This is a genomic window from Saccharothrix texasensis (assembly GCF_003752005.1).
Lineage (GTDB): Bacteria > Actinomycetota > Actinomycetes > Mycobacteriales > Pseudonocardiaceae > Actinosynnema > Actinosynnema texasense.
Genome location: NZ_RJKM01000001.1, coordinates 4,526,270 through 4,549,041, shown reverse-complemented (window position 1 = coordinate 4,549,041; position 22,772 = coordinate 4,526,270). Strand labels below are relative to the sequence as shown.

Annotated in this window: 22 protein-coding genes; 20 read left to right on the top strand and 2 right to left on the bottom strand. The window is 72.2% G+C overall.

Going from position 1 to position 22,772, the window contains the following annotated elements; genetic code table 11:
* Window positions 1-41: 41 nt before the first annotated feature.
* On the bottom strand, window positions 42-755 hold the full coding sequence (locus tag EDD40_RS19315) for an alpha/beta fold hydrolase (RefSeq protein WP_123744165.1): 714 nt from the start codon (window positions 753-755) through the stop codon (window positions 42-44).
* Between the two features lie 110 nt (window positions 756-865).
* Here EDD40_RS19315 and eno point away from each other — a divergent pair, with 110 nt between their 5' ends.
* The 10 genes from eno (at window position 866) to EDD40_RS19265 (ending at window position 11,828) form a co-directional block, all read left to right on the top strand.
* Window positions 866-2,152: a phosphopyruvate hydratase gene (gene eno, locus EDD40_RS19310; RefSeq protein ID WP_123744164.1), complete on the top strand. Its 1,287-nt coding sequence runs from the start codon at window positions 866-868 to the stop codon at window positions 2,150-2,152.
* Window positions 2,152-2,733, top strand: coding sequence for an FtsB family cell division protein (locus EDD40_RS43685; protein ID WP_123744163.1), 582 nt, complete (start codon window positions 2,152-2,154; stop codon window positions 2,731-2,733). The genes eno and EDD40_RS43685 overlap by 1 nt, the downstream gene beginning before the upstream one ends.
* Window positions 2,730-3,221, top strand: a complete 492-nt coding sequence (locus EDD40_RS19300) for a DUF501 domain-containing protein (RefSeq protein ID WP_123748136.1) — start codon at window positions 2,730-2,732, stop codon at window positions 3,219-3,221. The genes EDD40_RS43685 and EDD40_RS19300 overlap by 4 nt, the downstream gene beginning before the upstream one ends.
* 166 nt (window positions 3,222-3,387) lie before the next feature.
* The gene (locus EDD40_RS19295) at window positions 3,388-4,701 is read left to right on the top strand and encodes a lytic transglycosylase domain-containing protein (RefSeq protein ID WP_246037736.1); all 1,314 of its coding nucleotides are present in this window, start codon (window positions 3,388-3,390) and stop codon (window positions 4,699-4,701) included.
* 543 nt (window positions 4,702-5,244) lie between these two features.
* Entirely contained in the window at window positions 5,245-6,195 is a 951-nt protein-coding gene (locus EDD40_RS19290) for a Ppx/GppA phosphatase family protein (protein ID WP_123744161.1), read from the top strand.
* Between the two features lie 176 nt (window positions 6,196-6,371).
* On the top strand, window positions 6,372-8,006 hold the full coding sequence (locus tag EDD40_RS19285; RefSeq protein ID WP_123744160.1) for a peptide ABC transporter substrate-binding protein: 1,635 nt from the start codon (window positions 6,372-6,374) through the stop codon (window positions 8,004-8,006).
* A gap of 34 nt (window positions 8,007-8,040) precedes the next feature.
* Window positions 8,041-8,964, top strand: a complete 924-nt coding sequence (locus EDD40_RS19280) for an ABC transporter permease (RefSeq protein WP_123744159.1) — start codon at window positions 8,041-8,043, stop codon at window positions 8,962-8,964.
* Complete coding sequence (locus tag EDD40_RS19275; RefSeq protein WP_123744158.1) at window positions 8,957-9,856, top strand: ABC transporter permease; 900 nt, start codon at window positions 8,957-8,959, stop codon at window positions 9,854-9,856. Before EDD40_RS19280 ends, EDD40_RS19275 begins: the two co-directional genes overlap by 8 nt.
* Before the next feature lie 9 nt (window positions 9,857-9,865).
* Entirely contained in the window at window positions 9,866-10,840 is a 975-nt protein-coding gene (locus EDD40_RS19270) for an ABC transporter ATP-binding protein (RefSeq protein ID WP_123744157.1), read from the top strand.
* Entirely contained in the window at window positions 10,833-11,828 is a 996-nt protein-coding gene (locus EDD40_RS19265; RefSeq protein WP_123744156.1) for an ABC transporter ATP-binding protein, read from the top strand. Before EDD40_RS19270 ends, EDD40_RS19265 begins: the two co-directional genes overlap by 8 nt.
* Window positions 11,829-11,898: 70 nt before the next feature.
* On the opposite strand, the gene EDD40_RS19260 is transcribed toward EDD40_RS19265, so the two are convergent.
* Window positions 11,899-13,383 carry a S10 family peptidase gene (locus tag EDD40_RS19260; RefSeq protein ID WP_123744155.1) on the bottom strand — a complete coding sequence of 495 codons (1,485 nt, stop codon included), beginning with the start codon at window positions 13,381-13,383 and terminating at the stop codon, window positions 11,899-11,901.
* Between the two features lie 30 nt (window positions 13,384-13,413).
* On the opposite strand from EDD40_RS19260, the gene EDD40_RS19255 reads away from it, so the two are divergent.
* The 10 genes from EDD40_RS19255 to EDD40_RS19215 all read left to right on the top strand — a co-directional run bounded on the left by EDD40_RS19255 (window position 13,414) and on the right by EDD40_RS19215 (window position 22,734).
* Window positions 13,414-14,124, top strand: coding sequence for a uracil-DNA glycosylase (locus EDD40_RS19255; RefSeq protein WP_123744154.1), 711 nt, complete (start codon window positions 13,414-13,416; stop codon window positions 14,122-14,124).
* A gap of 406 nt (window positions 14,125-14,530) precedes the next feature.
* Window positions 14,531-15,190, top strand: coding sequence for a DUF4129 domain-containing protein (locus tag EDD40_RS19250; protein ID WP_170185138.1), 660 nt, complete (start codon window positions 14,531-14,533; stop codon window positions 15,188-15,190).
* Window positions 15,187-15,654 carry a hypothetical protein gene (locus EDD40_RS19245; protein WP_246037734.1) on the top strand — a complete coding sequence of 156 codons (468 nt, stop codon included), beginning with the start codon at window positions 15,187-15,189 and terminating at the stop codon, window positions 15,652-15,654. The genes EDD40_RS19250 and EDD40_RS19245 overlap by 4 nt, the downstream gene beginning before the upstream one ends.
* A gap of 89 nt (window positions 15,655-15,743) precedes the next feature.
* The gene (locus EDD40_RS19240; RefSeq protein ID WP_123748134.1) at window positions 15,744-16,685 is read left to right on the top strand and encodes an AAA family ATPase; all 942 of its coding nucleotides are present in this window, start codon (window positions 15,744-15,746) and stop codon (window positions 16,683-16,685) included.
* Complete coding sequence (locus tag EDD40_RS19235; protein WP_123744152.1) at window positions 16,682-18,082, top strand: DUF58 domain-containing protein; 1,401 nt, start codon at window positions 16,682-16,684, stop codon at window positions 18,080-18,082. Before EDD40_RS19240 ends, EDD40_RS19235 begins: the two co-directional genes overlap by 4 nt.
* Window positions 18,083-18,241: 159 nt before the next feature.
* Window positions 18,242-18,748 carry a hypothetical protein gene (locus EDD40_RS19230; protein WP_123744151.1) on the top strand — a complete coding sequence of 169 codons (507 nt, stop codon included), beginning with the start codon at window positions 18,242-18,244 and terminating at the stop codon, window positions 18,746-18,748.
* Between the two features lie 170 nt (window positions 18,749-18,918).
* Window positions 18,919-20,244 (top strand): NAD(P)/FAD-dependent oxidoreductase, encoded by a 1,326-nt coding sequence (locus EDD40_RS19225; protein WP_123744150.1) that lies wholly within the window; start codon window positions 18,919-18,921, stop codon window positions 20,242-20,244.
* Between the two features lie 194 nt (window positions 20,245-20,438).
* Window positions 20,439-20,561 (top strand): hypothetical protein, encoded by a 123-nt coding sequence (locus EDD40_RS44425; RefSeq protein WP_267935188.1) that lies wholly within the window; start codon window positions 20,439-20,441, stop codon window positions 20,559-20,561.
* A gap of 3 nt (window positions 20,562-20,564) precedes the next feature.
* Window positions 20,565-21,683, top strand: a complete 1,119-nt coding sequence (locus tag EDD40_RS19220; RefSeq protein ID WP_123744149.1) for an ATP-grasp domain-containing protein — start codon at window positions 20,565-20,567, stop codon at window positions 21,681-21,683.
* The gene (locus tag EDD40_RS19215; RefSeq protein WP_123744148.1) at window positions 21,664-22,734 is read left to right on the top strand and encodes a SagB family peptide dehydrogenase; all 1,071 of its coding nucleotides are present in this window, start codon (window positions 21,664-21,666) and stop codon (window positions 22,732-22,734) included. Before EDD40_RS19220 ends, EDD40_RS19215 begins: the two co-directional genes overlap by 20 nt.
* Window positions 22,735-22,772 lie beyond the last annotated feature (38 nt).

The window sequence follows — 22,772 nt, the reverse complement described above, 5'->3', positions numbered from 1 at the left end:
GGCCGCCACACGACAGCCGACCGGATGACGGGACGGGCGTGTCACGACACGAGAGCGCCGTGCAGCCGGTCGAGCACCGGCTTGACCGACGCCGGCCGCTCCACGTGGGCGTTGTGGCCCACGCCGGGCAGCACCAGGCCGTCCGCCCGCGCCGCCAGCAGGTGCTCCGGCGGGCACATGGGGTCGGTCTCGCCCGCCGCCAGCACGACCGGCGCCTTCGCCACCGCCAGCAGCCCCGCCACGTCCGGCTCGCCCACCCCGAACGCCGCCGGGTCCAGCGCCGCGCGCCACCCGCCGCCGGTCTCGGTCACGCCGTCCGCCACCGGCACGCCGGCCAGCTTCGACGCCCACGCCGAGGCCTCCTCGCGGGTCGGGAACACCCGCGCGGGCTTCGCGGCCAGCGCCGCCGCCCGCGCCAGCTCCTCGGGCGTCCACCGCAGCTTGACCCCGAGCCCGCCGACCGCCCGCACGTCCACCCCGAACCAGCCGCTGGCCAGCGTCAACGCCACCACGCCGCCCAACGAGTGGCCGAGCACCGCCACCGGGCCCGAACCGACCGCGGCGGCCACCGAAGCCGCCAGCGAGCCGAACGAGTACCGCGCCGCCGGCGCCGACCGGCCGTGACCGGGCAGGTCGACCGCCAGCCACGCCCCGGGCCACGTTTCCGCAGCTCCGCGCCACACCGACCCGGTCGCGCCGAGCCCGTGCAGCAGCACCAGCAGCGGTCCGTCCCCACCCCGCGCCACGTGAACCACCGGTGAACCCCTTCCGGCCAGTGCCCCCAACAGGCGAGCCGGGGCAGTCCCACACCTTGCACCAACTAGGCTCGGCACCGATACACAGATGGTCTGACGAGGGAGCGCACGTGGCGGTCATCGAGCAGGTCGGCGCCCGCGAGATCCTGGACTCGCGAGGCAACCCGACCGTCGAGGTAGAGGTGGCGCTGGACGACGGCACGCTGGAGCGCGCCGCGGTCCCGTCCGGGGCGTCGACCGGCGAGCACGAGGCGGTCGAGCTGAGGGACGGCGACGCCAAGCGCTACCTGGGCAAGGGCGTCGAGCGCGCGGTCACGGCGGTGCTCGACGAGATCGGTCCCGAGCTGGTCGGCATCGAGGCCGTCGAGCAGCGGGTGGTCGACCAGAAGCTGGTCGACCTGGACGGCACGCCGGACAAGTCCCGCCTGGGCGCGAACGCCATCCTCGGCGTGTCGCTCGCGGTGGCGAAGGCGGCGGCGGCGTCCAGCGGCCTCGAGCTGTTCCGCTACATCGGCGGCCCGAACGCGCACGTGCTGCCGGTGCCGATGCTGAACATCCTCAACGGTGGCGCGCACGCCGACACCGACGTGGACATCCAGGAGTTCATGATCGCGCCGATCGGCGCGGAGACCTTCCGCGAGGCGCTGCGCTGGGGCGCGGAGACCTACCACGCGCTCAAGTCGGTGCTGAAGTCGAAGGGCCTGGGCACGGGCCTCGGCGACGAGGGCGGCTTCGCGCCGTCCCTGTCGAGCAACCGGGACGCGCTCGACCTGATCCTGGTCGCGATCGAGAAGGCGGGCTTCACGCCGGGCCGCGACATCGCGCTGGCGCTGGACGTGGCCGCCACGGAGTTCTACGCCGACGGCGCCTACACGTTCGAGAAGACCAAGCGCAGCGCCGAGCAGATGACCGGCTACTACACCGAGCTGGTCGACGCCTACCCGATGGTGTCGATCGAGGACCCGCTGTCCGAGGACGACTGGGACGGCTGGGTGCAGATGACGGCCGAGCTGGGCGAGCGCGTGCAGATCGTCGGCGACGACCTGTTCGTGACCAACCCGGAGCGGCTGGAGGAGGGCATCTCCCGCCGCGCGGCCAACGCGCTGCTGGTGAAGGTCAACCAGATCGGCACGCTGTCCGAGACGCTGGACGCGGTCGCGCTGGCCACCTCCTACGGCTACAAGTCGATGATGTCCCACCGGTCCGGCGAGACCGAGGACACCACGATCGCCGACCTGGCCGTCGCCGTCGGCGCGGGCCAGATCAAGACCGGCGCGCCCGCCCGCGGCGAGCGCACCGCGAAGTACAACCAGCTCCTGCGCATCGAGGAGGCCCTGGGCGACGCCGCGCGCTACGCGGGCGACCTGGCCTTCCCGCGGTACACGCCGGAGAGCTGATGGCACGACGGGAACGGGAACCCCGGCGTGGTCGCGAGGCCACGCCGAGGTCCCGCCCTGCCCGGGCGCAGTCCCGGACCGGGCAGGCCCGCGGGGGCGAGCCGCGCCAGGGCGCCCCCCGCAAGCCGGAACCCCGCAAGGGCAAGGCGGCGGCCCGCAAACCGCAGTCCAGGGCCCGGACCAGGGCTGGCGCGGGCACGGGCGGCGCGTTCGGCATGACCGGCACGCGGCGGGCCGCGCTGCTGGCGATGGTGGTGTGCGCGCTGGCGCTGAGCATCGCCGTGCCGCTGCGCACGTACCTGGCGCAGCGCGAGGAGCTGCGCGGCGTCACCGCCTCGCAGGAGACGCTGCGCGCCGAGGTCGGGCAGCTGGAGCGGCGCAAGCGGGAACTGGCCGACCCGGCGCACGTCGAGGCCGAGGCGCGGCGCAGGCTGCACTACGTGCGGCCCGGCGAGACGCCCTACATCGTGCAGCTCCCCGGCGACGCGGAACGTGAACTGGACCAACAGCGACCGGCGACCAAACCGGCCGAGGACAAGGCGTGGTACGAGCAGTTGTGGGATTCGGCGGCGGCGCGATGACGGTGAGCGAAGAGGACCTGGCGGCGGTCGCGGCGCAGTTGGGCCGAGCGCCGAGGGGCATCAGGGCGGTCGCCGCGCGGTGCCCGAGCGGGCACCCGGCGGTCGTGCGGACCAACCCCCGGTTGGAGGACGGCACGCCGTTCCCGACCCTGTACTACCTGACCTGCTCGCGGTTGAACTCCTACGTCAGCAGGCTCGAGGGCGCCGGGCTGATGAAGGAGATGACCGACCGGCTGGCCGAGGACGAGCAGCTGGCCGCGAGCTACCTCCGGGCGCACGAGGCGTACCTGGCGGAGCGGGACGCGATCGAGCCGCTCGGCACGACCGTGACCGCCGGCGGCATGCCGGCCCGCGTCAAGTGCCTGCACGTGCACGTGGCGCACTCGCTGGCGGCCGGCCCGGGCGTGAACCCGTTCGGCGACGAGGCGCTCGACCGGCTCGCGCAGTGGTGGCCGAGCGGTGACTGCGCGTCAAAGGTGAAAAACTGACCGTCCGGGCAGTTCTTCGGGCACAAACCTCTGATGTGCCCGTGACACCGCCGTTCGGATCAGGCAGGCTGGTTCACAGGCCGGGTGACGAGTCGATGGGGAGTTCGTGGCTGTGCCGAAGTCGAGGCGTCGGGGGCGGAAGAGGACCAAGGTCCATCCGGGCACGATGACGCCTCGGCAATGGGGCTTCGCGGCCACCGCGACCGCCGCGATGCTCGTGCCGGCGCTGCTGCACACGGCCACCCCGATCGACTGGTTCAGCCTCGCCGACCCCGACGGCGTGGAAGCCGTGCCGCCCGGTCCGGGCGACGTGCTGGGCACGCTCGCGCTGGACGCCGAGGGCAAGCTCGGCGCCACCGGCCAACTGCCCGAGACCGACGAGCTGAGCGCGGCGCTGCTCGCCGACGCCGACGACCCGTCGGAGTTCGAGGACGACCTGCCCCCGCTGGAGGGCGGTTTCCTGCGCGAGGGCCAGCACGGCATCCCCGGCGTCATGCTCGACGCGTACATGCGCGCGGCGGACCGGCTGGGGCAGACCACGCCCGGCTGCCGGCTGGACTGGCCGCTGCTGGCCAGCATCGGCCGCATCGAGTCCGGGCACGCGCACGGCGGCCGGGTCACCGAGAGCGGCACCACGGTCGAGCGGATCGTGGGCCCGGTGCTCAACGGCGCGCCCGGCGTGGCCGCGATCCGCGACACCGACGGCGGCAAGTTCGACGGCGACCGCACCTGGGACCGGGCCGTCGGCCCGATGCAGTTCATCCCCTCCACGTGGGCCGGTTACGCGGCCGACGGCAACGAGGACGGCGAGCGGAACCCGAACAACATCTACGACGCCACCATCGGCGCGGGCAACTACCTGTGCGCGAACAACGTGGACGTCAGCGACCCGGTGCAGCGCGCGCGCTCGGTGTTCCGCTACAACCAGTCCAACGAGTACGTGGCCACGGTGCTGTACTGGGCGGACGTGTACGCCAACGGCGTGCCGGTGCTGCCGGACATCATCGGCTCGGACGACGACTTCCGCCCGAGCCCCGGCGACGACACCCCGTCGGACCACAACAACGCCTCCCCGCCCGGGAACACGACGCCGCCGTCCTCCAGCACGGCGAACCCGACGACGACCACCACGCCGACGACGACGTGGCGGCCCGGCGTGACGATCACGTTCACCCCGAGCGTGCCGACGAGGCCGTCGACGACGACCACGACGCCGACGTGCCCCACGGAGCCGGCGGAGCCGACCGGGACGACGACCAGCACGCCGACGACGACACCCACCACGACGCCGTCGATCCCGCCCGGCTGCCCCACGCCGACCACCACGACGACGACCACCACGACCGAGGCGCCCGCGACCACGCCCGTCGCGACGACCTCCGCGGGCACGTCGCCCGCGGGCACGTCGGAGGGCACGTCCTCAACCGGTTCGGGTTCGTCCTACCCGTCGTCGTCGACGTCGTCCATGAAGGCCACCTGAGCCTCGCCCGACCCGCTCGGCGGCGGTGACCGCGGTGGTCGACAGCGGTGCTCGGCGGTGAGGATCGCTTAACGGGTTAAGACGGGCGTTTCGCATCGTTGCGACAGTCGTCGACAACGCCGTCGAGTCGGTCGAACACGCACCGGCGGTCCCACCCGCCGGTCCGGACATCCCGCCGCGCTTCGGTGATCCGGTCGTCCGACCGCGCGACGACCCGCCGACCCGCGCGCGGCGCACGTCCGCGGTGTGCGTGGCCGCCATCCCGCCACCGGTCAGGACAAGGCTCGCCGAGTGCTGTCCCGCCGCCCTCAACGAGGAGGAAGCACGCCCGTGGACCACGCCGCCGGTCGTCCGCCCAGCCGCCGCGACGCCCTGGATCACCGCCGCCGCACACCCCGGACCACAACGGACCCGGCACACAACCACCCAGCCCCGGTCACCCTGCTGATCTGCCCGTCCGGCGAGGACCTGCTTTCTCCCCTCTCGATTACCCTGCTCCTGGAGATGCATTCACCACTGACCAGCACGAAGGGGACCTCGGGCATGGCACGCGTAGCCGCGATCGACTGCGGGACCAACTCGATCCGCCTCCTGGTCGCCGATGTGACCACATCGGACACTGGTGAACGGTGGTTGAGGGACGTGCACCGGGAGATGAGGGTTGTCCGGCTCGGCCAAGGGGTCGACGCGACCGGCGAGCTGCACCCCGACGCGATCGACCGCACCCGGGCCGCGCTGGTCGACTACACGAACGTCCTGCGCCGCAAGGGAACCGAGCGCGTGCGGATGGTGGCGACGTCGGCGACGCGCGACGCCACGAACAAGGCCGCCTTCTTCGACATGACCCGGGAGGTGCTCGGCGTGGAGGCCGAGGTCATCACGGGTGACGAAGAAGCCCGGCTGTCCTTCACGGGAGCGGTGTCCGACCTGGACGCGGACGAAGGTCCCTTCCTGGTCTCCGACATCGGCGGCGGGTCGACCGAGTTGGTGCTGGGCACGTGGGACGGCGTGCGCGGCGAGGTCGAGGCCGCCCGCTCGGTCGACATCGGCTGCGTGCGGCTCACCGAGCGCTGCCTGCACGACGACCCGCCGACCGAAGCGCAGGTCGAGCAGGCCGTCGACGTCACCCGCGAGGTGCTGGCCGAGGCGTTCGCCGCCGTGCCGACCGGCAAGGCCAAGACCTGGATCGGGGTGGCCGGCACGGTCACGACCCTCGTCGCGCTGGCGAAGGAACTGCCGAGGTACGAACCGGAGGAGATCCACCTCGCCCGGCTCGGCCTCGACCGGATCCGCGAGATCACCGCGAAGCTGCTCACCATGGGTCACGACGAGCGCGCCGCGCTCGGCCCGATGCACCCCGGCCGGGTCGACGTGATCTGCGGCGGCGCGCTGGTCGTGCGCACGCTCGCCGACCACCTGGAGGCGCAGGGCGTCACGGAGCTCGTCGCCAGCGAGCACGACATCCTCGACGGCATCGCGTTCGCCCTCGCCTGACCACGCCCGCCGGCGCGAACGAGCACGTCAACGTACCTGTCCGTCAACTGGGATTGATCGTGACCAGGTCGTGATGCGCCCATCCGTGTGGCCCGGGTCACCCGACCCCTAGGTTCTCTCTCACGCTGCGAAAGCGGCCGACTCTGCTCGGTTACCCCGATCAGGTGGGAGGACCTATGTCCGGTGCACGATTAACCCCCTCAACGGCGACCGCCGCCGTGGCGCTCGTCCTGGCGGCCACGGCCTGCGGTTCGGCGGAGACGCCGACCGGCTCGAACACCGACGCCGGCATCACGATCTTCAACACCGAGCCGGAGAACCCCCTCATCCCGGGCAACACCACCGAGACCGGCGGCAGCCGCGTCCTCGACCCGATGTTCACCGGCCTGGTCGAGTACCGCGCGCAGGACGCGCAGCCGGTCAACGCGATGGCCGAGTCGATCGAGACCACCGACTCGAAGGTGTTCACCGTCAAGCTCAAGCAGGGCTGGCTGTTCCACGACGGCACCCCGGTCACCGCGAACAGCTTCGTGGACGCCTGGAACTGGACCGCCTACGGGCCCAACGCCACCCAGGGCGCCAGCTTCTTCTCCCAGATCGAGGGCTACGCCGCCGTCAACCCGGCCGACCCCGACGGCCCGGACGGCGAGCAGAAACCGCCGGCCCCGACCGCCGAGGAGTTGTCGGGCCTCGAAGTCGTCGACGACCACACGTTCACCATCACGCTGTCCGAACCGTTCGCGGTGTTCCCGGTGACCGTCGGCTACGAGGTGTTCGCCCCGCTGCCCGAGTCCTTCTTCAAGGACCGCGCCGCGTTCGAGGCGAACCCGATCGGCAACGGCCCGTTCAAGTACGTCTCCCGCACGGTCGGCACCGACATCAAGCTGACCCGCTACGACGACTACAAGGGCACCGACAAGCCGAAGTTCAAAGACCTGACGCTGAAGGTGTACCAGAGCCGCGAGTCGGCCTACGCCGACCTGGTGTCGAACAACCTGGACTTCATGGAGGAGCTGCCGCCCAACGCGCTGGCGGGCAAGCAGTACGAGACCGACCTCGGAGACCGGGTCGTGCAGCGGGAGACGCTGAACAACCAGACCATCGCGTTCCCGTTCTACACCAAGCCCTACGACAACGCGGACCTGCGGCGCGCGATCTCCATGGCGATCGACCGCGAGGAGATCACCAAGCGGATCTTCGAGGGCACCCGCAAGCCCGCGGACGGCTGGGTGCACCCGCTGATGAAGGGCTACCGGCCCGGCCAGTGCGGCGAGTACTGCGCGTTCAACCCGGCCAAGGCCAAGGAAGCGCTCGCCAAGTCCGGCTACACGGGGGAGATCGTGCTGCTGTCCAACACCGACGGCGGCCACCAGGAGTGGGCCGAGGCGGTCGTCAACAGCGTCAAGAACACCCTCGGCATCGAGGCGCGGTTCGTGCCGTCGACCAGCTTCGGCGAGTTCCGGCAGAACGTGAACGCGCGCAAGATGACCGGCATCTACCGGTCGGGCTGGATCGCCGACTACCCGTCGATCGAGAACTGGCTGACGCCGCTGTTCCGCACGGGCGCGTCGTCCAACGACGGGCTGTACTCCAACCCGGCGTTCGACGCGAAGCTCGCCGAAGCCGACAAGGCGCCCAGCGAGGACGCGGCGATCGAGCTGTACCTCGAAGCCGAGCGGATGATGGCCCCCGACCTGCCGTCGATCCCGCTGTGGACGCAGAACACCATCGCGGGCCGGTCCGAGCGGCTCAAGGTGGCCAACCTCGACCCGTTCCGCACGCTCGACCTCTTCTCGGTGGAAGTGGCCTGAACACACCCGCCGGCCGGTCGAGGGGAGTGCGGAGTTGGGGCGCTACGTGCTGCGCAGGTTGCTCCAGATGGTGCCGGTGTTCGTCGGCACCACGTTCCTGATCTACGCGTTGGTGTGGGCGGTCCCGGGCGACCCGTTCGAGGGCAAGTGCGGCGAGCGGGACTGCCCGGCGTCCTACGTGTCGATGATGCGGGAGCGGTTCAACCTGGACGACCCGCTGCCGCTTCAGTACTGGAAGTACCTGGTCAACCTGGTGCAGGGCGACTTCGGCGTCACGTCGTCCGGCGTCCAGGTGCTCGACCGGATCGCGGCGACGTTCCCGGTGACGCTGCGCCTGGCCCTGGTCGCGCTGCTGATCGAGGCCGTCATCGGCGTCACCGCCGGCGTGGTGTCGGGGCTGCGCGACCGCGGGTTCCTGGACAGCCTGGTGCTGGTCTCGACGCTGTTCCTGATCTCGATCCCGGTGTTCGTCACCGGGTACGTCGTGCAGCTGGTGTTCGGGCTCCAGCTCGGCTGGATCGCGCCCACGGTCACCACGCCCACGTTCGGGAACCTGATCGTCCCCGGGTTCGTCCTGGCCAGCCTGTCCATGGCCTACGTCGCCCGCCTGTCGCGCGCGAGCATCGCCGAGAACCGGCGCGCGGACTACGTGCGCACGGCACTGGCCAAGGGGCTGCCGACGCGCCGGGTCGTCGGCGTGCACCTGCTGCGGAACTCGCTGATCCCGGTGCTCACGTTCCTCGGCACGGACCTCGGCGCGTTCCTGGGCGGCGCGATCGTCACCGAGGGGATCTTCAACGTGCCCGGCGTGGGCGGCCTGGTGTTCCGGTCGATCCTGACCAAGGACGGCGCGATGGTGACCGGCGTGGTGACCGTGCTGGTGCTGGTGTACCTGCTGATGACGTTGCTGGTGGACCTGCTGTACGCGGTCTTGGACCCGAGGATCCGCTATGACTGACCAACTGGTTTCGCTCGTCCCCGAACGGCCGCGCGGGCTGTTCGGGGACGCCTGGCACGCGTTGCGGCGGCGACCGCTGTTCTGGGTGTCCGTGTCGCTGATCGTGCTCGTGCTGCTGATGGCGGCGTTCCCCGGCCTGTTCGCCTCCGGCGACCCGAACGTCGCTGACCTGTCCCGGTCGCGCGGCGCGCCCTCGGCGGCGGCCTGGTTCGGCTACGACAACCAGGGCTACGACATCTACACGCGGATCGTCCACGGCGCGCGGGCGTCGATCGTGGTCGGCATCCTGTCGACGATCGGCGTCATCCTGGTCGGCGCCACCATCGGCATGGTCGCCGGGTTCTACGGCGGCTGGCTGGACGCCGTGGTGTCGCGGATCGCGGACGTGTTCGTCGGCGTGCCGTTCGTGCTGGGCGCGATCGTCATCCTGACCACGCTGAACGCGGGCGGGGACGCGGGGCCGGTGCGGATCGTGGCGCAGGTGGTGCTGTCGATCTCGGTGCTGTCGTGGCCGGTGGCGATGCGGATCATGCGGTCCACCGCGATCGCGGCCAAGCAGCAGGACTACGTGAAGGCGGCCCGGGCGCTCGGCGCGTCGCCGCGGCGGATCATCGGCAAGCACATGCTGCCCAACACCGTCGCGCCCGTGCTCGTCTACTCGACGATCGCGCTCGGCGCGTTCATCGGGGCCGAGGCGACCCTGTCCTACCTCGGGATCGGGCTGCGGCAGCCGGTCGTGTCGTGGGGCGTGATGATCAACAGCGCCAAGGACTACCTGCGCGTCGCGCCGCACGCGCTGCTGTTCCCGGCGGGGTTCCTGACCGCGACCGTGCTGGCGTTCGTGATGCTGGGCGACGCGGTGCGCGAAGCCCTCGACCCGAAGCTGCGGTAGGAGGGGATCATGCTGCTGGAGGTCGAGGACCTGCACGTGGAGTTCCGCACGCGGGACGGGGTGGCGCGCGTGCTCAACGGCGTGAGCTACCACGTGTCGGCGGGCGAGACGCTGGCCGTGCTCGGCGAGTCCGGGTCGGGCAAGAGCGTCACCGCCCAGACGATCATGGGCATCCTGGACACCCCGCCCGCGTTCGTCACGGGCGGCTCGGTGCGGTTCCACGGCGAGGAGCTGCTGTCGGCGTCGGCCGAGCGGCGGCGCGCGGTCCGCGCCGAGGGCGTGGCGATGATCTTCCAGGACGCGTTGTCGGCGCTGAACCCGGTGTTCACGGTCGGTTTCCAGATCGAGGAGCAACTGCGGCTGCGGCGCGGGATGAGCCGGTCGCAGGCGCGGGCGCGGGCGATCGAGCTGCTCGACCTGGTGCGCATACCGGCGGCCCGGCAGCGGGTCCGCGAGTACCCGCACCAGTTCTCCGGCGGCATGCGGCAGCGGGCGATGATCGCGATGGCGCTGGCCCTCGACCCCGAGGTGCTGATCGCGGACGAGCCGACCACGGCGCTGGACGTGACCGTGCAGGCGCAGATCATGGACCTGCTGGCGGAGATCCAGCGCGAGCGGCGGATGGGGCTGGTGCTGATCACGCACGACCTGGGCGTGGTCGCCGAGGTGGCCGACCGGATCGTGGTGATGTACGCGGGGCGGATCGTGGAGCAGGCGGACGCGGTGTCGCTGTTCCGCTCGCCCGGCCACCCGTACACGGCGGCGTTGATGAGGTCGCTGCCCCGGCTCGACTCGAAGGGCGCCGCGCTGGAGACGATCCGCGGGCTGCCGCCGAGCCTGCTGCGCATCCCGTCGGGCTGCCCGTTCCACCCCCGGTGCCCCCGCGCGGAGGCCGTGTGCGCGGCCGTCGTGCCGCAGGACGTGCGGCTCGGGCTGGGGCGGACCAGCGCGTGCCACTTCGCGGAGGAGGTCGTCGGTGGCTGAGCTGTTGGAGGTGCGCGACCTGGTGAAGCACTTCGCCGTGACGCGCGGGGTGGTGTTCCGGCGGACCGTGGGACAGGTGCGCGCGGTGGACGGCGTGTCGTTCTCGCTGCGGGCGGGGGAGACGCTGGGCGTGGTCGGCGAGTCCGGGTGCGGCAAGTCGACGTTGGCGCAGGTGCTGATGCGGCTGGAACCGCCGACGTCGGGCACGGTGCTGTTCGAGGGCGAACCGGTGCTCTCCCTGCGCGGCGCGGCGCTGCGGCGGTGGCGGCGGGACATGCAGATCGTGCTGCAGGACCCGTACACCTCGCTGAACCCGCGGATGACCGTGGGCGACATCGTCGGCGAGCCGTTCGAGATCCACCCGGAGGTCGCGCCGCGCGGCTCGCGGGCCGGGCGGGTGCGGGAGCTGCTGGACGTCGTCGGGCTGAACCCGGAGCACCTCAACCGGTACCCGCACCAGTTCTCCGGCGGGCAGCGGCAGCGGATCGGCATCGCCCGGGCGCTGGCGCTGCGGCCGAAGGTCATCGTGTGCGACGAGCCGGTGTCGGCCCTGGACGTGTCGATCCAGGCGCAGGTGATGAACCTGCTGGCACGGTTGCAGGGCGAGTTCGGGCTGGCCTACGTGTTCATCGCGCACGACCTGTCGGTGGTGCGGCACCTGTCCGACCGGGTGGCCGTGATGTACCTCGGCAAGATCGTCGAGATCGGCACGGAGGAGCAGATCTACCAGCACCCGACGCACCCGTACACGCAGGCGCTGCTGTCGGCCGTGCCGGTGGCGGACCCGGCCCTGCGCGGTCGCCGCGACGTGATCCGCCTGACCGGCGACGTGCCGTCACCGCTGAACCCGCCCTCCGGCTGCCGGTTCCGCACGAGGTGCTGGAAGGCGCGGGACGTGTGCGCGACCGAGGAACCGGCGCTCGTCACGCGCGTCGGCGCCCACCCGAGCGCCTGCCACTTCGCCGAGGAACGGCACGTCGTGCCCTGACCTGCCCCGACCCTGACCTGTCCCGACCCGCCGCGGACCGCTCGAACCCGGCCCGCGGCGGGGGGTCGGGCTAGCGGTTCGAGGCGGACTGGACGAAGTCGGCCAGGTCCTTCGACTGCTGCAACCGGCTTTCCTCGTTGACGTACATCATGTGGCCCGCGGGGTAGTACGCGGCTTCGATGTTGGCGTGCAGCTCCTGGGGGATCCGCAGGTGCGCCACCACGTGCTCGGCGGCGTAGTACGGCGTCGCGCCGTCCAGGTAGCCGTACGCGACGTGCACCTTCAAGTGCGGGTTGGCGCGCATCGCCGACGACAGCTTGTCCGCCACCGTCACGTGCGTGCCCTCGAACTCCTTGTACGACCACGGCCGCACGTTCATCGTCAGGATCTCGTACGGCAGGTCGTTCTCGTACTCCAGCTCCGCCCGCACGTAGTGGTTCAGCGCCGCCGTGTACGGGCCCAGGATCGCCGAGTACGACGGGTCCTCGCTGAAGTGCTCGCGGCCGTAGTCGGCGTCCGCGCCGGTGAACCGCGAGTCCAGCCGGCCGACGACCTTGCGCTCGGACCGCAGCAGCTCGGTGAAGAACCGCACGTGCTCGACCCGCAGGTCCACCCGGTCCACGTAGTCCTCGCTGAGCCCGGTCAGCCCGGCCAGCCGCGTCACCGTCGCCGCGCGCTCCTCGGCGGACAGCCGGTTGCCGCGCGCCAGCGCCCACGGGTAGTCGCGGGACGCGAAGTCCTCCGCGTCGGACAGCACGTCCTCCAGCGGACGGTCGCCGTGCAGCCCGTGGTAGTGCGCGATCGCCGCGTACGTGGGCAGGAACAGCGTGTGCGGCAGGTCGTTGCCCTCGCTGAAGTCCAGCGTGGTGAAGTCCAGCACCGACGAGATCAGCATCAGCCCGTTGAGGTACATGCCGTACCGCGACTGGAGGTAGTCGGCCAGGCCCGCCGCGCGGGTCGTCCCGTACGACTCGCCGGCCAGGAACTTCGGCGACATCCACCGCCCGTTGCGCGAGGTCCACAGGCGGATCACCTCGCCGACCGACTCCAGGTCGCCCTGGAAGCCGTGGTACTGGCCGGGCTTCTCGCCCTTCACCGCCCGCGAGTAGCCGGTCGACACCGGGTCGATGAACACCAGGTCGCTGTGCGCGAGCAGCGTCTCGGTGTTGTCGACCAGGTCGTAGGGCGGCGGCGTGAGGTCGCCGACGTCGCCGGACACGACCCGGCGCGGTCCGAGCAGGCCCAGGTGCAGCCACACGCTGGACGAGCCGGGACCGCCGTTGAACGCGAACGTCACCGGCCGCTTCGCCGGGTCCGCGCCGTCCAGCGTGTACGCGGTGACGAAGACCTCGGCCTTCGGCAGGTGCCCGTCGAACTTGCCCTCGGTCAGCACCTCCTGGCGCAGCACCACCCGACCGGTGGTCGTGGTGTAGTTCAGCTTGCGCCGCTTGACGGTGATGCTGTGCTGGGTGGTGACGAGGTCGTCGGCGGGGAGGTCCGTCCCGCCGCCGTCGTCCTGGGCGGCCCGCTCGTCGCCGGTGTCCTTGTCGGTCATGGTCGAACTCTACGATCGGAGTCGCCGCCAGTGCTCCCGCTTTCCGCTCTTGACGAACGGGTTACCAGTTGCCGGGCGTGCCCGCGGCTGGTGGCGTGGCGCGAGGAGGTGGCGCGGGTCAAGCGGGCGGCGTTCCGCGACCAGGAGTACTGGGGGCGCCCGGTGCCCGGGTTCGGGCCGGCGGACGCGTCGCTGGCGATCATCGGCCTGGCCCCGGCCGCGCACGGCGCCAACCGCACCGGCCGCATGTTCACCGGCGACCGCTCGGGTGACTTCCTGTACGCGGCGATGCACGCGGCGGGCCTGGCGACCCAGCCGACGGCCACGCACGTCGGCGACGGCCTGGAGCTGATCGGCACCCGCATCACGGCCCCGGTGAAGTGCGCGCCGCCGGAGAACAAGCCGACCACGGCGGAACGCGACAACTGCCGCCCGTGGCTGGTCCGCGAGCTGGAACTGCTGCGGCCGACGTTGCGCGCGGTGCTCGTGCTGGGCGCGTTCGGCTGGCAGGCCGCGCTGCCGGCGCTGGCCGCGTGGTGGCAGGTGCCCCGCCCGCGCCCGGCCTTCGGCCACGGCGTCCACCTCACCCTGCCCGCGCGCGACGACGGCGAGCCGCTGCACCTGCTCGGCTGCTACCACGTGAGCCCGCACAACACGTTCACGGGCAGGCTGACCCAACCGATGCTCCAGGACGTGCTGCGCACCGCCGGCGCCGTGGCCGGCCTCGGCCGACCGGCATAACGCCAGACGTCGTTCGCGGACGCTTGATCCGAACGTCCAGCGGGTCGCACTGCGCAAACCTGCAGTCCCGGTACGAGCTCGAACGAGAGAAGGACCACCTGGCGCAGGAGTCGGCCCGGATCCAGCCGTGGGTCAGAGCGCAGGGCTCTGTCCGCGCACCTCCTCCCGGTGACGCCCACGGATGGGTTGCCCGGCCGTGCTCCAGGACGTCCCGCACCGCGGTCCACGACGTCCCACGCCGCTCCACCGGCGGGTCGCAGCACCCGCACCTGTGCTTGCCTGGCCTGGCGCGGGTCGACGTCCGATGTCGAAGTCACCGAGGCGACCTGCCGTGGCCGATGACCCGGTTGGCGCCGTTCCGGCCAAACCGGCCGCGCCGGGGGGAGGCGGCAGGCATCCTTGGTCCATGAAGCCCCGGCTCGCGCTCGTCCTCGCGATCGGGTCCGCGCTCGTCCTCATCGCGCTCGCGGCACGCGGGACGTCGCCCGTGCGCTACCAGGACCGCCCGACCGGCGACGACGAGGCCGTGGCGCTGACACCCGAGTCGCGCCCGCCGCTGGACAACGAGGTCGACGGCTCCGCGACAGCCGGTTCGCTGCTCGTCTTCCTGATCGTCCTGATCGCGGTCGCGGTCATCGGCGTGGTCTGGTTGCTCGTCTCGCTCGGCGTCTTCCGGCGTCGACGGCGGCGGGGGCGGGGGGTCGCGGTCGACGCGCCCGACCTGCCCGAGGAGCACGCGACCCCGCCGCCGATCCTCGTCCGCCGGGCCGCCGAGGCCCTCGAAGAGCTGCGCGACCACGCCAACGGCCCGCCGGGCGACGCGGTGATCGCCGCCTGGCTCTCCCTCGAACGGGCCGCGCAGGACAGCGGCGTGCCGCGCCAGGGCCACCAGACGGCCACCGAGTTCACCGGCGACCTGCTGCGCCGCTACCGCGTGGACGAGCACGCGGCGGGCACGTTGCGCCGCGTCTACCAGCGGGCCCGGTTCGGCACGGCGGAGGTCACCGCGGCCGACGCCCGCACGGCCACCGAGGCGTTGGAGCACATCGTGCGGGACCTGCGGTGAACCCGCTCGTCGGCGGCATGGGACGCGCGGTCGCGCTGGCGGCGGCGGTCGCGGCCGGCACCGCGTTCGTCCTGACCCGCGTGGGCGCGCCGTGGCTGTGGGCGGTGGCGCTCGCCCTGCCCGTCGGCGGGTTGACGCTGCTCGTCGCACGCCTGCCGCGCGCGACGGACGTCGTGTGGGCGCAGCAGCCCGCCACCCTCTCCACCGCCACGTCCGTGCAGGCCAGCACGCTCGCCAGCCGGCTCGCCGAGGCCGCCGTCGACCAGGACCGGTTCGTCACCCGGGTCCAGCCCCGGCTGCGCCGGCTCGCCGAGGCACGGCTGCGGCAGGTGCACGGCATCCCCGACCTGCGCCACCCGAAAGCCCGCGACGCGCTCGGCGCCGACCTGCACCGCCTGCTCACCGACCCGAAAGCGCCGCTGCCCGAGCCGTCGAAGCTCGCCGACCTCCTGGAGAACCTGTGACCCCGGACGAACCAAGCGCCCCGGCCACCTCGGACGAAGCAGCCGCCTCGGACGAGGCAGCCGCCTCCGGCGGGGCGGGCGTCGAGGCGATCGCCGCCGAGGCGAAGGCGGTGCTGGCCGCGGTGGGCACGGTCGTCGTCGGTCGGCAGCGGTCGTTGCGGCTGGCGCTGGCGGCGATCCTCGCCGGCGGGCACGTGCTGCTGGAGGACGTGCCGGGCCTGGGCAAGACGCTGATGGCGCGGTCGCTGGCGCAGGCGTTGAAGCTGGACTTCAAGCGCCTGCAGTGCACGCCCGACCTGCTGCCCGCCGACGTCACCGGCTCGTTCCTCTACAACCCGGGCGACCGCGAGTTCACCTTCCGCGAAGGACCGCTGTTCACCGGCCTGCTGCTGGCCGACGAGATCAACCGCACCCCGCCGAAGACGCAGTCCGCGCTGCTGGAGGCCATGCAGGAGCGCCAGGTCACGGTCGAGGGCCGCACGTTCGCGCTGCCCCGCCCGTTCCACGTGCTGGCGACCGCGAACCCGGTGGAGTACGAGGGCACCTACCCGCTGCCGGAGGCGCAGCTGGACCGGTTCCTGCTGCGGCTGGACATCGGCTACCCGCCGCCCGCCGAGGAGGTCGAGGTGCTGCGTCGCAGGCTCACCCGGCAGCGCGAGGAGACCGAGGTCGAGCCCGTGCTGGACGCGGCCCGGCTGCGCCGGTTGCAGCACGGCGTCGAGCAGGTGTCGGTGGACGACGACGTGCTGCGGTACTGCGTGGACCTGGCGTCCGCGACCCGCGCGCACCCGGCCGTCGAGGTCGGCGCGTCACCCCGCGGCGCGCAGGCGCTGGTGCTGGTCGGGCGGGCGCTGGCGGTGCTGGACGGGCGGGACTTCGTGCTGCCCGAGGACGTCAAGGAGTGCGCCGTGCCCGCCCTCGCGCACCGGCTCACGCTGCGCCCGGAGACGTGGACGTCCGGCGTCACCGGCGTCGAGGTCGTGACCGAGCTGCTGGGCCGGGTGGCGGGCCCCGCGAGCAGCCGCTCGTGAACCGGGCGGAACGGCTGCGCGAGGCGTTCACCAGCGGGCGCGGCGCGCGCTGGCACCCCACCGACGCGTTGGTGCGCGGCCTCGCGCTGGGCATCGGGATGGTGGTGCTCGGCGGCCTGCTGCACGAGGTGGAGCTGGTCCTGCTCGGCGCGCCGCTGCTCATCTCGACGCTGCTGGCCCTGGTCACGCCGGTCGTCGGCACGCCGGAGGTGCGGGTGCGGGGGCTGCCGCGCACCGGCGAGATCGGCGCGGCCAAGTCGGTGGTGGAGGTCGACCCGGGGTTGGGCGCCGAGGTGATGGCGATCCGGCTGCCCGGTGTCGGCGAGGGCATCGGCCCGGTGCACCTGCTGCCCGCGTCGGCGCGGGAGATCGAGGTCGTGCTGCGGCGTGACGCGTGGGGCGAGGGCGTCGACCTGCGGCCGGACCACCTGGTGGCGGGGCCGGACGCGTTGTTCGTGCTCGGCCCGGTGACGGCGCCCGAGCGCGGCCGGGTGATCCTGCCGCCGGTCGAGGCGCTGCCCGCCGGGTTGCTGCCCGCGCGGGCCGTCGGCCTGGTCGGCGCGCACCGGGCGCGGCGGCCGGGCGACTCGGTGGAGCTGCGCGACATCCGGGCGTTCCAGCCGGGCGACCGGCTGCGGCGGATCGACTGGCGGGTGTCGTTGCGGGCCTCCGGCATGGCCGGCTCGGCGGAGGGCACGAACCTGCACGTCCGCGAGCACCACGCGGAGGCGGACGCGGACGTCGTGCTGGCGCTGGACACGCGGCACGACGTGGGCGTGGAGCTGGGCGACTGGTCGGCGCCGGTGCGGGCGGCGCCGGGCCTGGTGTCCGGACGGACGCTCGGCGAGTGGTCGTTGACGTCGCGCGGCACGACGGTCCGGCCCGGCGGCAGCCTCGACCTGGCGGTGCGGGCGGCGGCGTCGTTGGCGGCGGGCTACCTGCGGCAGGGTGACCGGGTCGGGCTGGTCGACCTCGGCCGGCCGCAGCTCGGGGCCCGGCCGGGCGCGGGGCGGCGGCAGCTGCTGCGGCTGCGCAACCAGCTCGTGGTGTGCGCGCGGTCCGCCGGGTGGGCGCAGCGGCCCGTGCTGCGGCCCGAGCAGGTGCCGCACGGCGCGCTGGTGGTGGTGCTGTCGCCGTTCCTGGACGCCGAGGTGGTGGAGCTGGCCGTGCACGCCGCGCGGCGGGGCAACCTGGTGCTCGCGGTGGACGTGCTGCCGTCGCGGTTGCGCGCCGACCCCGGGACGCCGTGGGGTGAGAGCGCGCTCAAGGTGATCCGGTTGGAGCACGACGTGCGGCTGGAGGCGATGCGGCAGCACGGTGTGGCCGTGCTGCCGTGGGGCGCGCCGATCGCGGGCGTGCTGCGTGCCGCCCGGAGCGCCAGGCGGGTGTCCCGATGACGCGAGCGTTCAACTCGGGGTGCCTGAACGTTGGACTCTCGCGTTCCGAACGTAGGACTCGCGCGAGAGTCGTACGTTCGCGCCGCGCGTGTCCTACGCCCGGAACAGGCGTGTCCTACGTTCGGAACACCCGAGTTGAACGCTCAGGACGGGGGAGCGGTGCGCGCTGAGCTGGGCGTGGGCCTGCCGGGGTGGGTGCTGCGGGCGTCGATCGTGGTCGTGGCGGCCGGTGCGGCGTGGGTCCTCGCGCTGAACGGGGTCGACTGGCCCGCGCTCGCCCTCTACGGCGCGCTGGTCCTCGCGGCGGCGGCGATACCGGCGTCGGCCGCGGTCGCGCTGATCATCGGCTACCCGGCGGCGGCGATGGTGTTCGCGACCGACGAGCCGTCGTGGCCCGGCGTGTTCGTGCTGGTCGTGCTCCTGCACCTGCTGCACGTCCTGTCCGCCTACGCCGCCGTCCTCCCGATCGGGTCACGCATTCACCCGGCTGCCCTGAAGGCGCCGGCGAAGAGGTTCGTCGCCGTGCAACTCTCCGTGCTCGCCTTCGGGGTCGTGGTACTCCTGTTGCCGGGCGGCCGAACGGACGCGGCGGTCGAGGTCGTCGGCCTCGTCTGCGCCGTCGGGCTGGTGGTCGGAACGGTCCTCCTGATGCGCCGGAAAGGCTGAGGAACGCACCCTCCGGGCTCAGCGCGAGCTGACCGTCTGGATCGTTCCTCTCAGCACGTTCACCCTGCCGTGCAGGTCAGCGGCGGCGTGTCGCCAATCACGCGGCGACTGTGGTCACAACGGGCCCGCTCGATGCGCCGGAAAGCCCCACCCGGTGCGACCATGTGTGTATGGCTGCTGTGAAGTCGCAACCCACACGGATCGTGATCGTCGGCGGTGGGTACGTCGGCATGTACACCGCGCTGGGCTTGCAGAAGAAGCTGCGTTCCGGCGAGGCGTCCGTCACGGTGATCGACCCCCAGCCGCACATGACCTACCAGCCGTTCCTCCCCGAGGCGGCGGCCGGTTCCATCGAGCCGCGCCACGTCGTCGTGCCGCTGCGCAAGGTCCTCAAGCGGTGCCACGTCGTCACCGGCCGCGCCACCCGCATCGAGCACGCGCGCAAGGCCGTCACGGTCGAGCTCGCCGACGGCCACGTCGAGGAGTACGAGTACGACGTGCTCGTCTCGGCGCTGGGCGCGATCTCGCGCACGCTGCCCATCCCGGGCCTGCCCGAGGTCGGCATCGGCATGAAGACCATCGGCGAGGCCATCTACCTGCGCAACCACGTGCTGTCGCGGCTCGACCAGGCCGCCAGCACGAACGACCCGGAGCTGCGCAAGCGGCTGCTGAGCTTCGTCGTCATCGGCGGCGGCTTCGCGGGCATCGAGACGCTGGCGGAGCTGGAGGACATGGCCCGCTACGCGCTGCGGTACTACGAGGGCCTCAAGCAGTCCGACATGCACTGGGTGCTGGTCGAGGCCACCGGCCGGATCATGCCGGAGGTGAGCGCGCGGCTCGGCGTCTACACCGTCGAGCAGCTCGAGAAGCGCGGCATCAAGTGCTACCTCGACACGCGCGTCAAGAGCATGGAGGGCGGCCACGTCGTCCTGGACGACGGCACCGAGTTCGACTCGGACACCATCATCTGGACCGCGGGCATGAAGGCCAACCCGATGCTGCGCGACACCGACCTGCCGCTCGACGAGCGCGGCCGGGTCCGGTGCACGGCGGCGATGCAGGTCGTCGGCCTGCCGGGCGTCTGGGCCGCGGGCGACTGCTCGGCCGTGCCGGACCTCTCGCGCACCGAGGAGGACCCGACGGCGACCTGCGTGCCCAACGCGCAGCACGCCATCCGGCAGTCGAAGCTGCTGGCCAAGAACATCGTCGCGAGCCTGCGCGGCAAGCAGCCGACGGACTACGAGCACAAGTACCTGGGCTCGGTCGCCGGCCTCGGCCTCTACAAGGGCGTGGCCGACGTGTTCGGCCTGCGCTTCAAGGGCGTCGTCGCCTGGTTCATGCACCGCAGCTACCACGTGATGTTCATGCCCACGGTCAACCGCAAGTTCCGGGTGTTCGTGGACTGGACGCAGGCGCTGTTCTCGGGTCGCGAGGTCGTCGCCCTCGGCCAGATCCACGAGCCGAAGGCCGAGTTCGACCGGGCCACCAAGAGCTGAGCGCGAACGGACCCGCGCCCGCTGCGCCGTTCGGTCGCGGCGGGCGCGGCTCCGTCCGGAGCAGTGTTCTCACTTGAGCCCCCAGACGGGCTAACGGGCCGCGCGTCGCCTTGACATTGCGTAACGTGAACCCGAGAATACAGCTGGTGTATCGCCTGAATGTGTGATGCATCAGTGGGAGAGAGGTGACCGCGATGTCTCTCGAGGAGCTGGCCGCACAGCTTCGCCGCGGTGAGATCGAGGATCGTGCGCTGGCGGAGTACTCCGCGGAGTACGCCACCGCCGAAAAGCGTTTTTGCAGCAAGAAAGACGACTGAGTCATGACCGTCTCCGGGTGGGGGAACGAGACCGTCCCCCCACCCGAGGCCGCCAGACCGGCGAAACCCACCCCGCTGTTGCTCCAAGGCCAGGACTACCTCTTCCGGTCGCAGCCCAAGTGCCTGGACTTCCAGGAGCAGGTGCACCGCCTCGGCATGGTGGACGAGGGCGACGGCAGCCCCGTGCCCTGCGTGCTGGTCCTCGCCCGGGCCGCCGACATGGAGATGAACGAGCTCTCCATCGCGCTCGCCGAACGCGGCATCCGGATGGCCCGCATCGACGCCGACCGCTCCGTCGACCTGCCGCTGACCGTCTACACCGACCAGCCGCTGCTGGAGCTCGACCGCTGGCTGCTGCGCCCGCTGCTGGTGTGGCGCAGGCACTTCGAGCTGACCGCGCTGCCCCTCGAACCCGGCACGCTGGCCGGCGCGTACGCCGTCGACCAGTGGGGCGCGGTCGCCGACTGGCTGTCCAGCCGCGGTGACTGGGCGCACGTCAACCCCAGCCGCAACACCTCGCACCTCAACCGGCTCACCCAGCTCGCGGACGCCTCCGCCTTCGGCCTGGCGGTGCCGCGCACCACGGTCACCACCCGACCCGGCCGCACCCGGCCCGGCGGCGGGCGGTGCATCGTCAAGACCTCCGGCAGGCACCTGCTGGAACCGCGCCCCGGCATGCAGCACGGCCTGTTCCCGCGCCCGCTGGAGACCAGCCGCGCCGGTGACGTGCCCGAGTCCGCGCCGGTGATCGTGCAGGAGTACGTGCCGTCGGACACCGAGCTGCGCGTGTTCGTGGTCGGCGAGCAGTGCCTGGCGTTCCAGGTCGACAAGCTCGACCCGGCGCAGCTGTGGGTCGACCCCGAGGCGGTCCGCGTCACGCCCGTCGACGTGCCGAGCGGGCTGACCGACCGGCTGCTCGCGCTGGCCAGGCACTGGCGGCTCCAGGTGGCCGCGTTCGACTTGCTCGTCTCCGGCGGGGACCACGTGTTCCTGGAGGTCAACGTCAACTGCGACTGGCGGTGGTTCGAGCACCGGGCGCGGGACTCGCGGGTGTCCGACGCCGTGCACGAGTGGGTGGCGGCGCGCTTCAAGGAGCTGCTGGGTGCGGGCAAAGGTCGCTGAGCACGCGACGCTGTTCTACTCCGGCGGCGCCGTGGTGTGGGACGACTACCTGCACCACCGCCAGTTCGCCATCAGCGAGACCGCCGAGCTGCTGTGCCGCAAGTTCACCGAGTTCACCGACGTCGACGCGCTGCTCGCGCCGTTGGCCGAGGGCGACCGGGCGGCGCTGCGCAAGGTGCTGGACGAGCTGGTCGAGGCCGGCGTGCTGATCGTCGAGGGCTCGCCCGAGCACGAGCGGGAACGGCGGCTGCTCGCCGCGTGGGGCGACTGGGGCGCGTCGGCCCGGCACTTCCACTTCGCCAGCCGCACGCTCGCCGACGCGCCGTACCAGCGCTCGGAGGAGCACGACGCGGTGCTGGACGCCAAGCTCGACGCCCAGCCGCCGCCCGCGCCGTTCCGCAGCCTCGGGCGCACCGCCGTGCTGCTGCCGCGCCTGGACGGCACGTCGAGGTGGGCGTCGGCGGGGCTGCTCGACGTGCTGCTGACCCGGCGCACGTCCCGCGAGTTCGGGCCGGGGCCGCTGTCGTTGACGCGGGTCGCCGAGCTGCTGGCGGTGCTGGCCGGCCCGTCGCCGGCGCGGCCGCGGATCGGGCGGTCCGGCACGGTGTTCAAGACCAGCCCGTCCGGCGGCGGGCGGCACCCGGTCGAGCTGTACGCGCACGTGCGCGGCGTCGAGGCGCTGGAGCCGGGCTGGTACCACTACGACGGGCTCGCGCACGCGCTGGAGCCCATCGGGGTGACGTGGGGGCCGGCCGAGATGACCGCGGCGGCGGGGGACCAGGACTGGGTCGGGCAGGCGCCGCTGGTCCTCGCGTACACGGGAGTACTCGAACGGACTAGATGGCGTTACGACACGTCACGTGCTTACCGCGTTGTGCAAATGGACGTAGGGCACCTGTCCCAGACGGCTTATCTGGTTGCTACGGCAATGGGTTTTGGTATCGGCTTCACCGCAGCATTGCGGGATGAGCTCGTCGAACAAGCACTCGGCTGTGACGCTTATCACGAAGTCGTACTCGGTCTGAGCGCCTTGGGGCCATTACCCGAATGAGCGCAATAGCGGATCGCATTGAGCCGTGCGGGCGACTT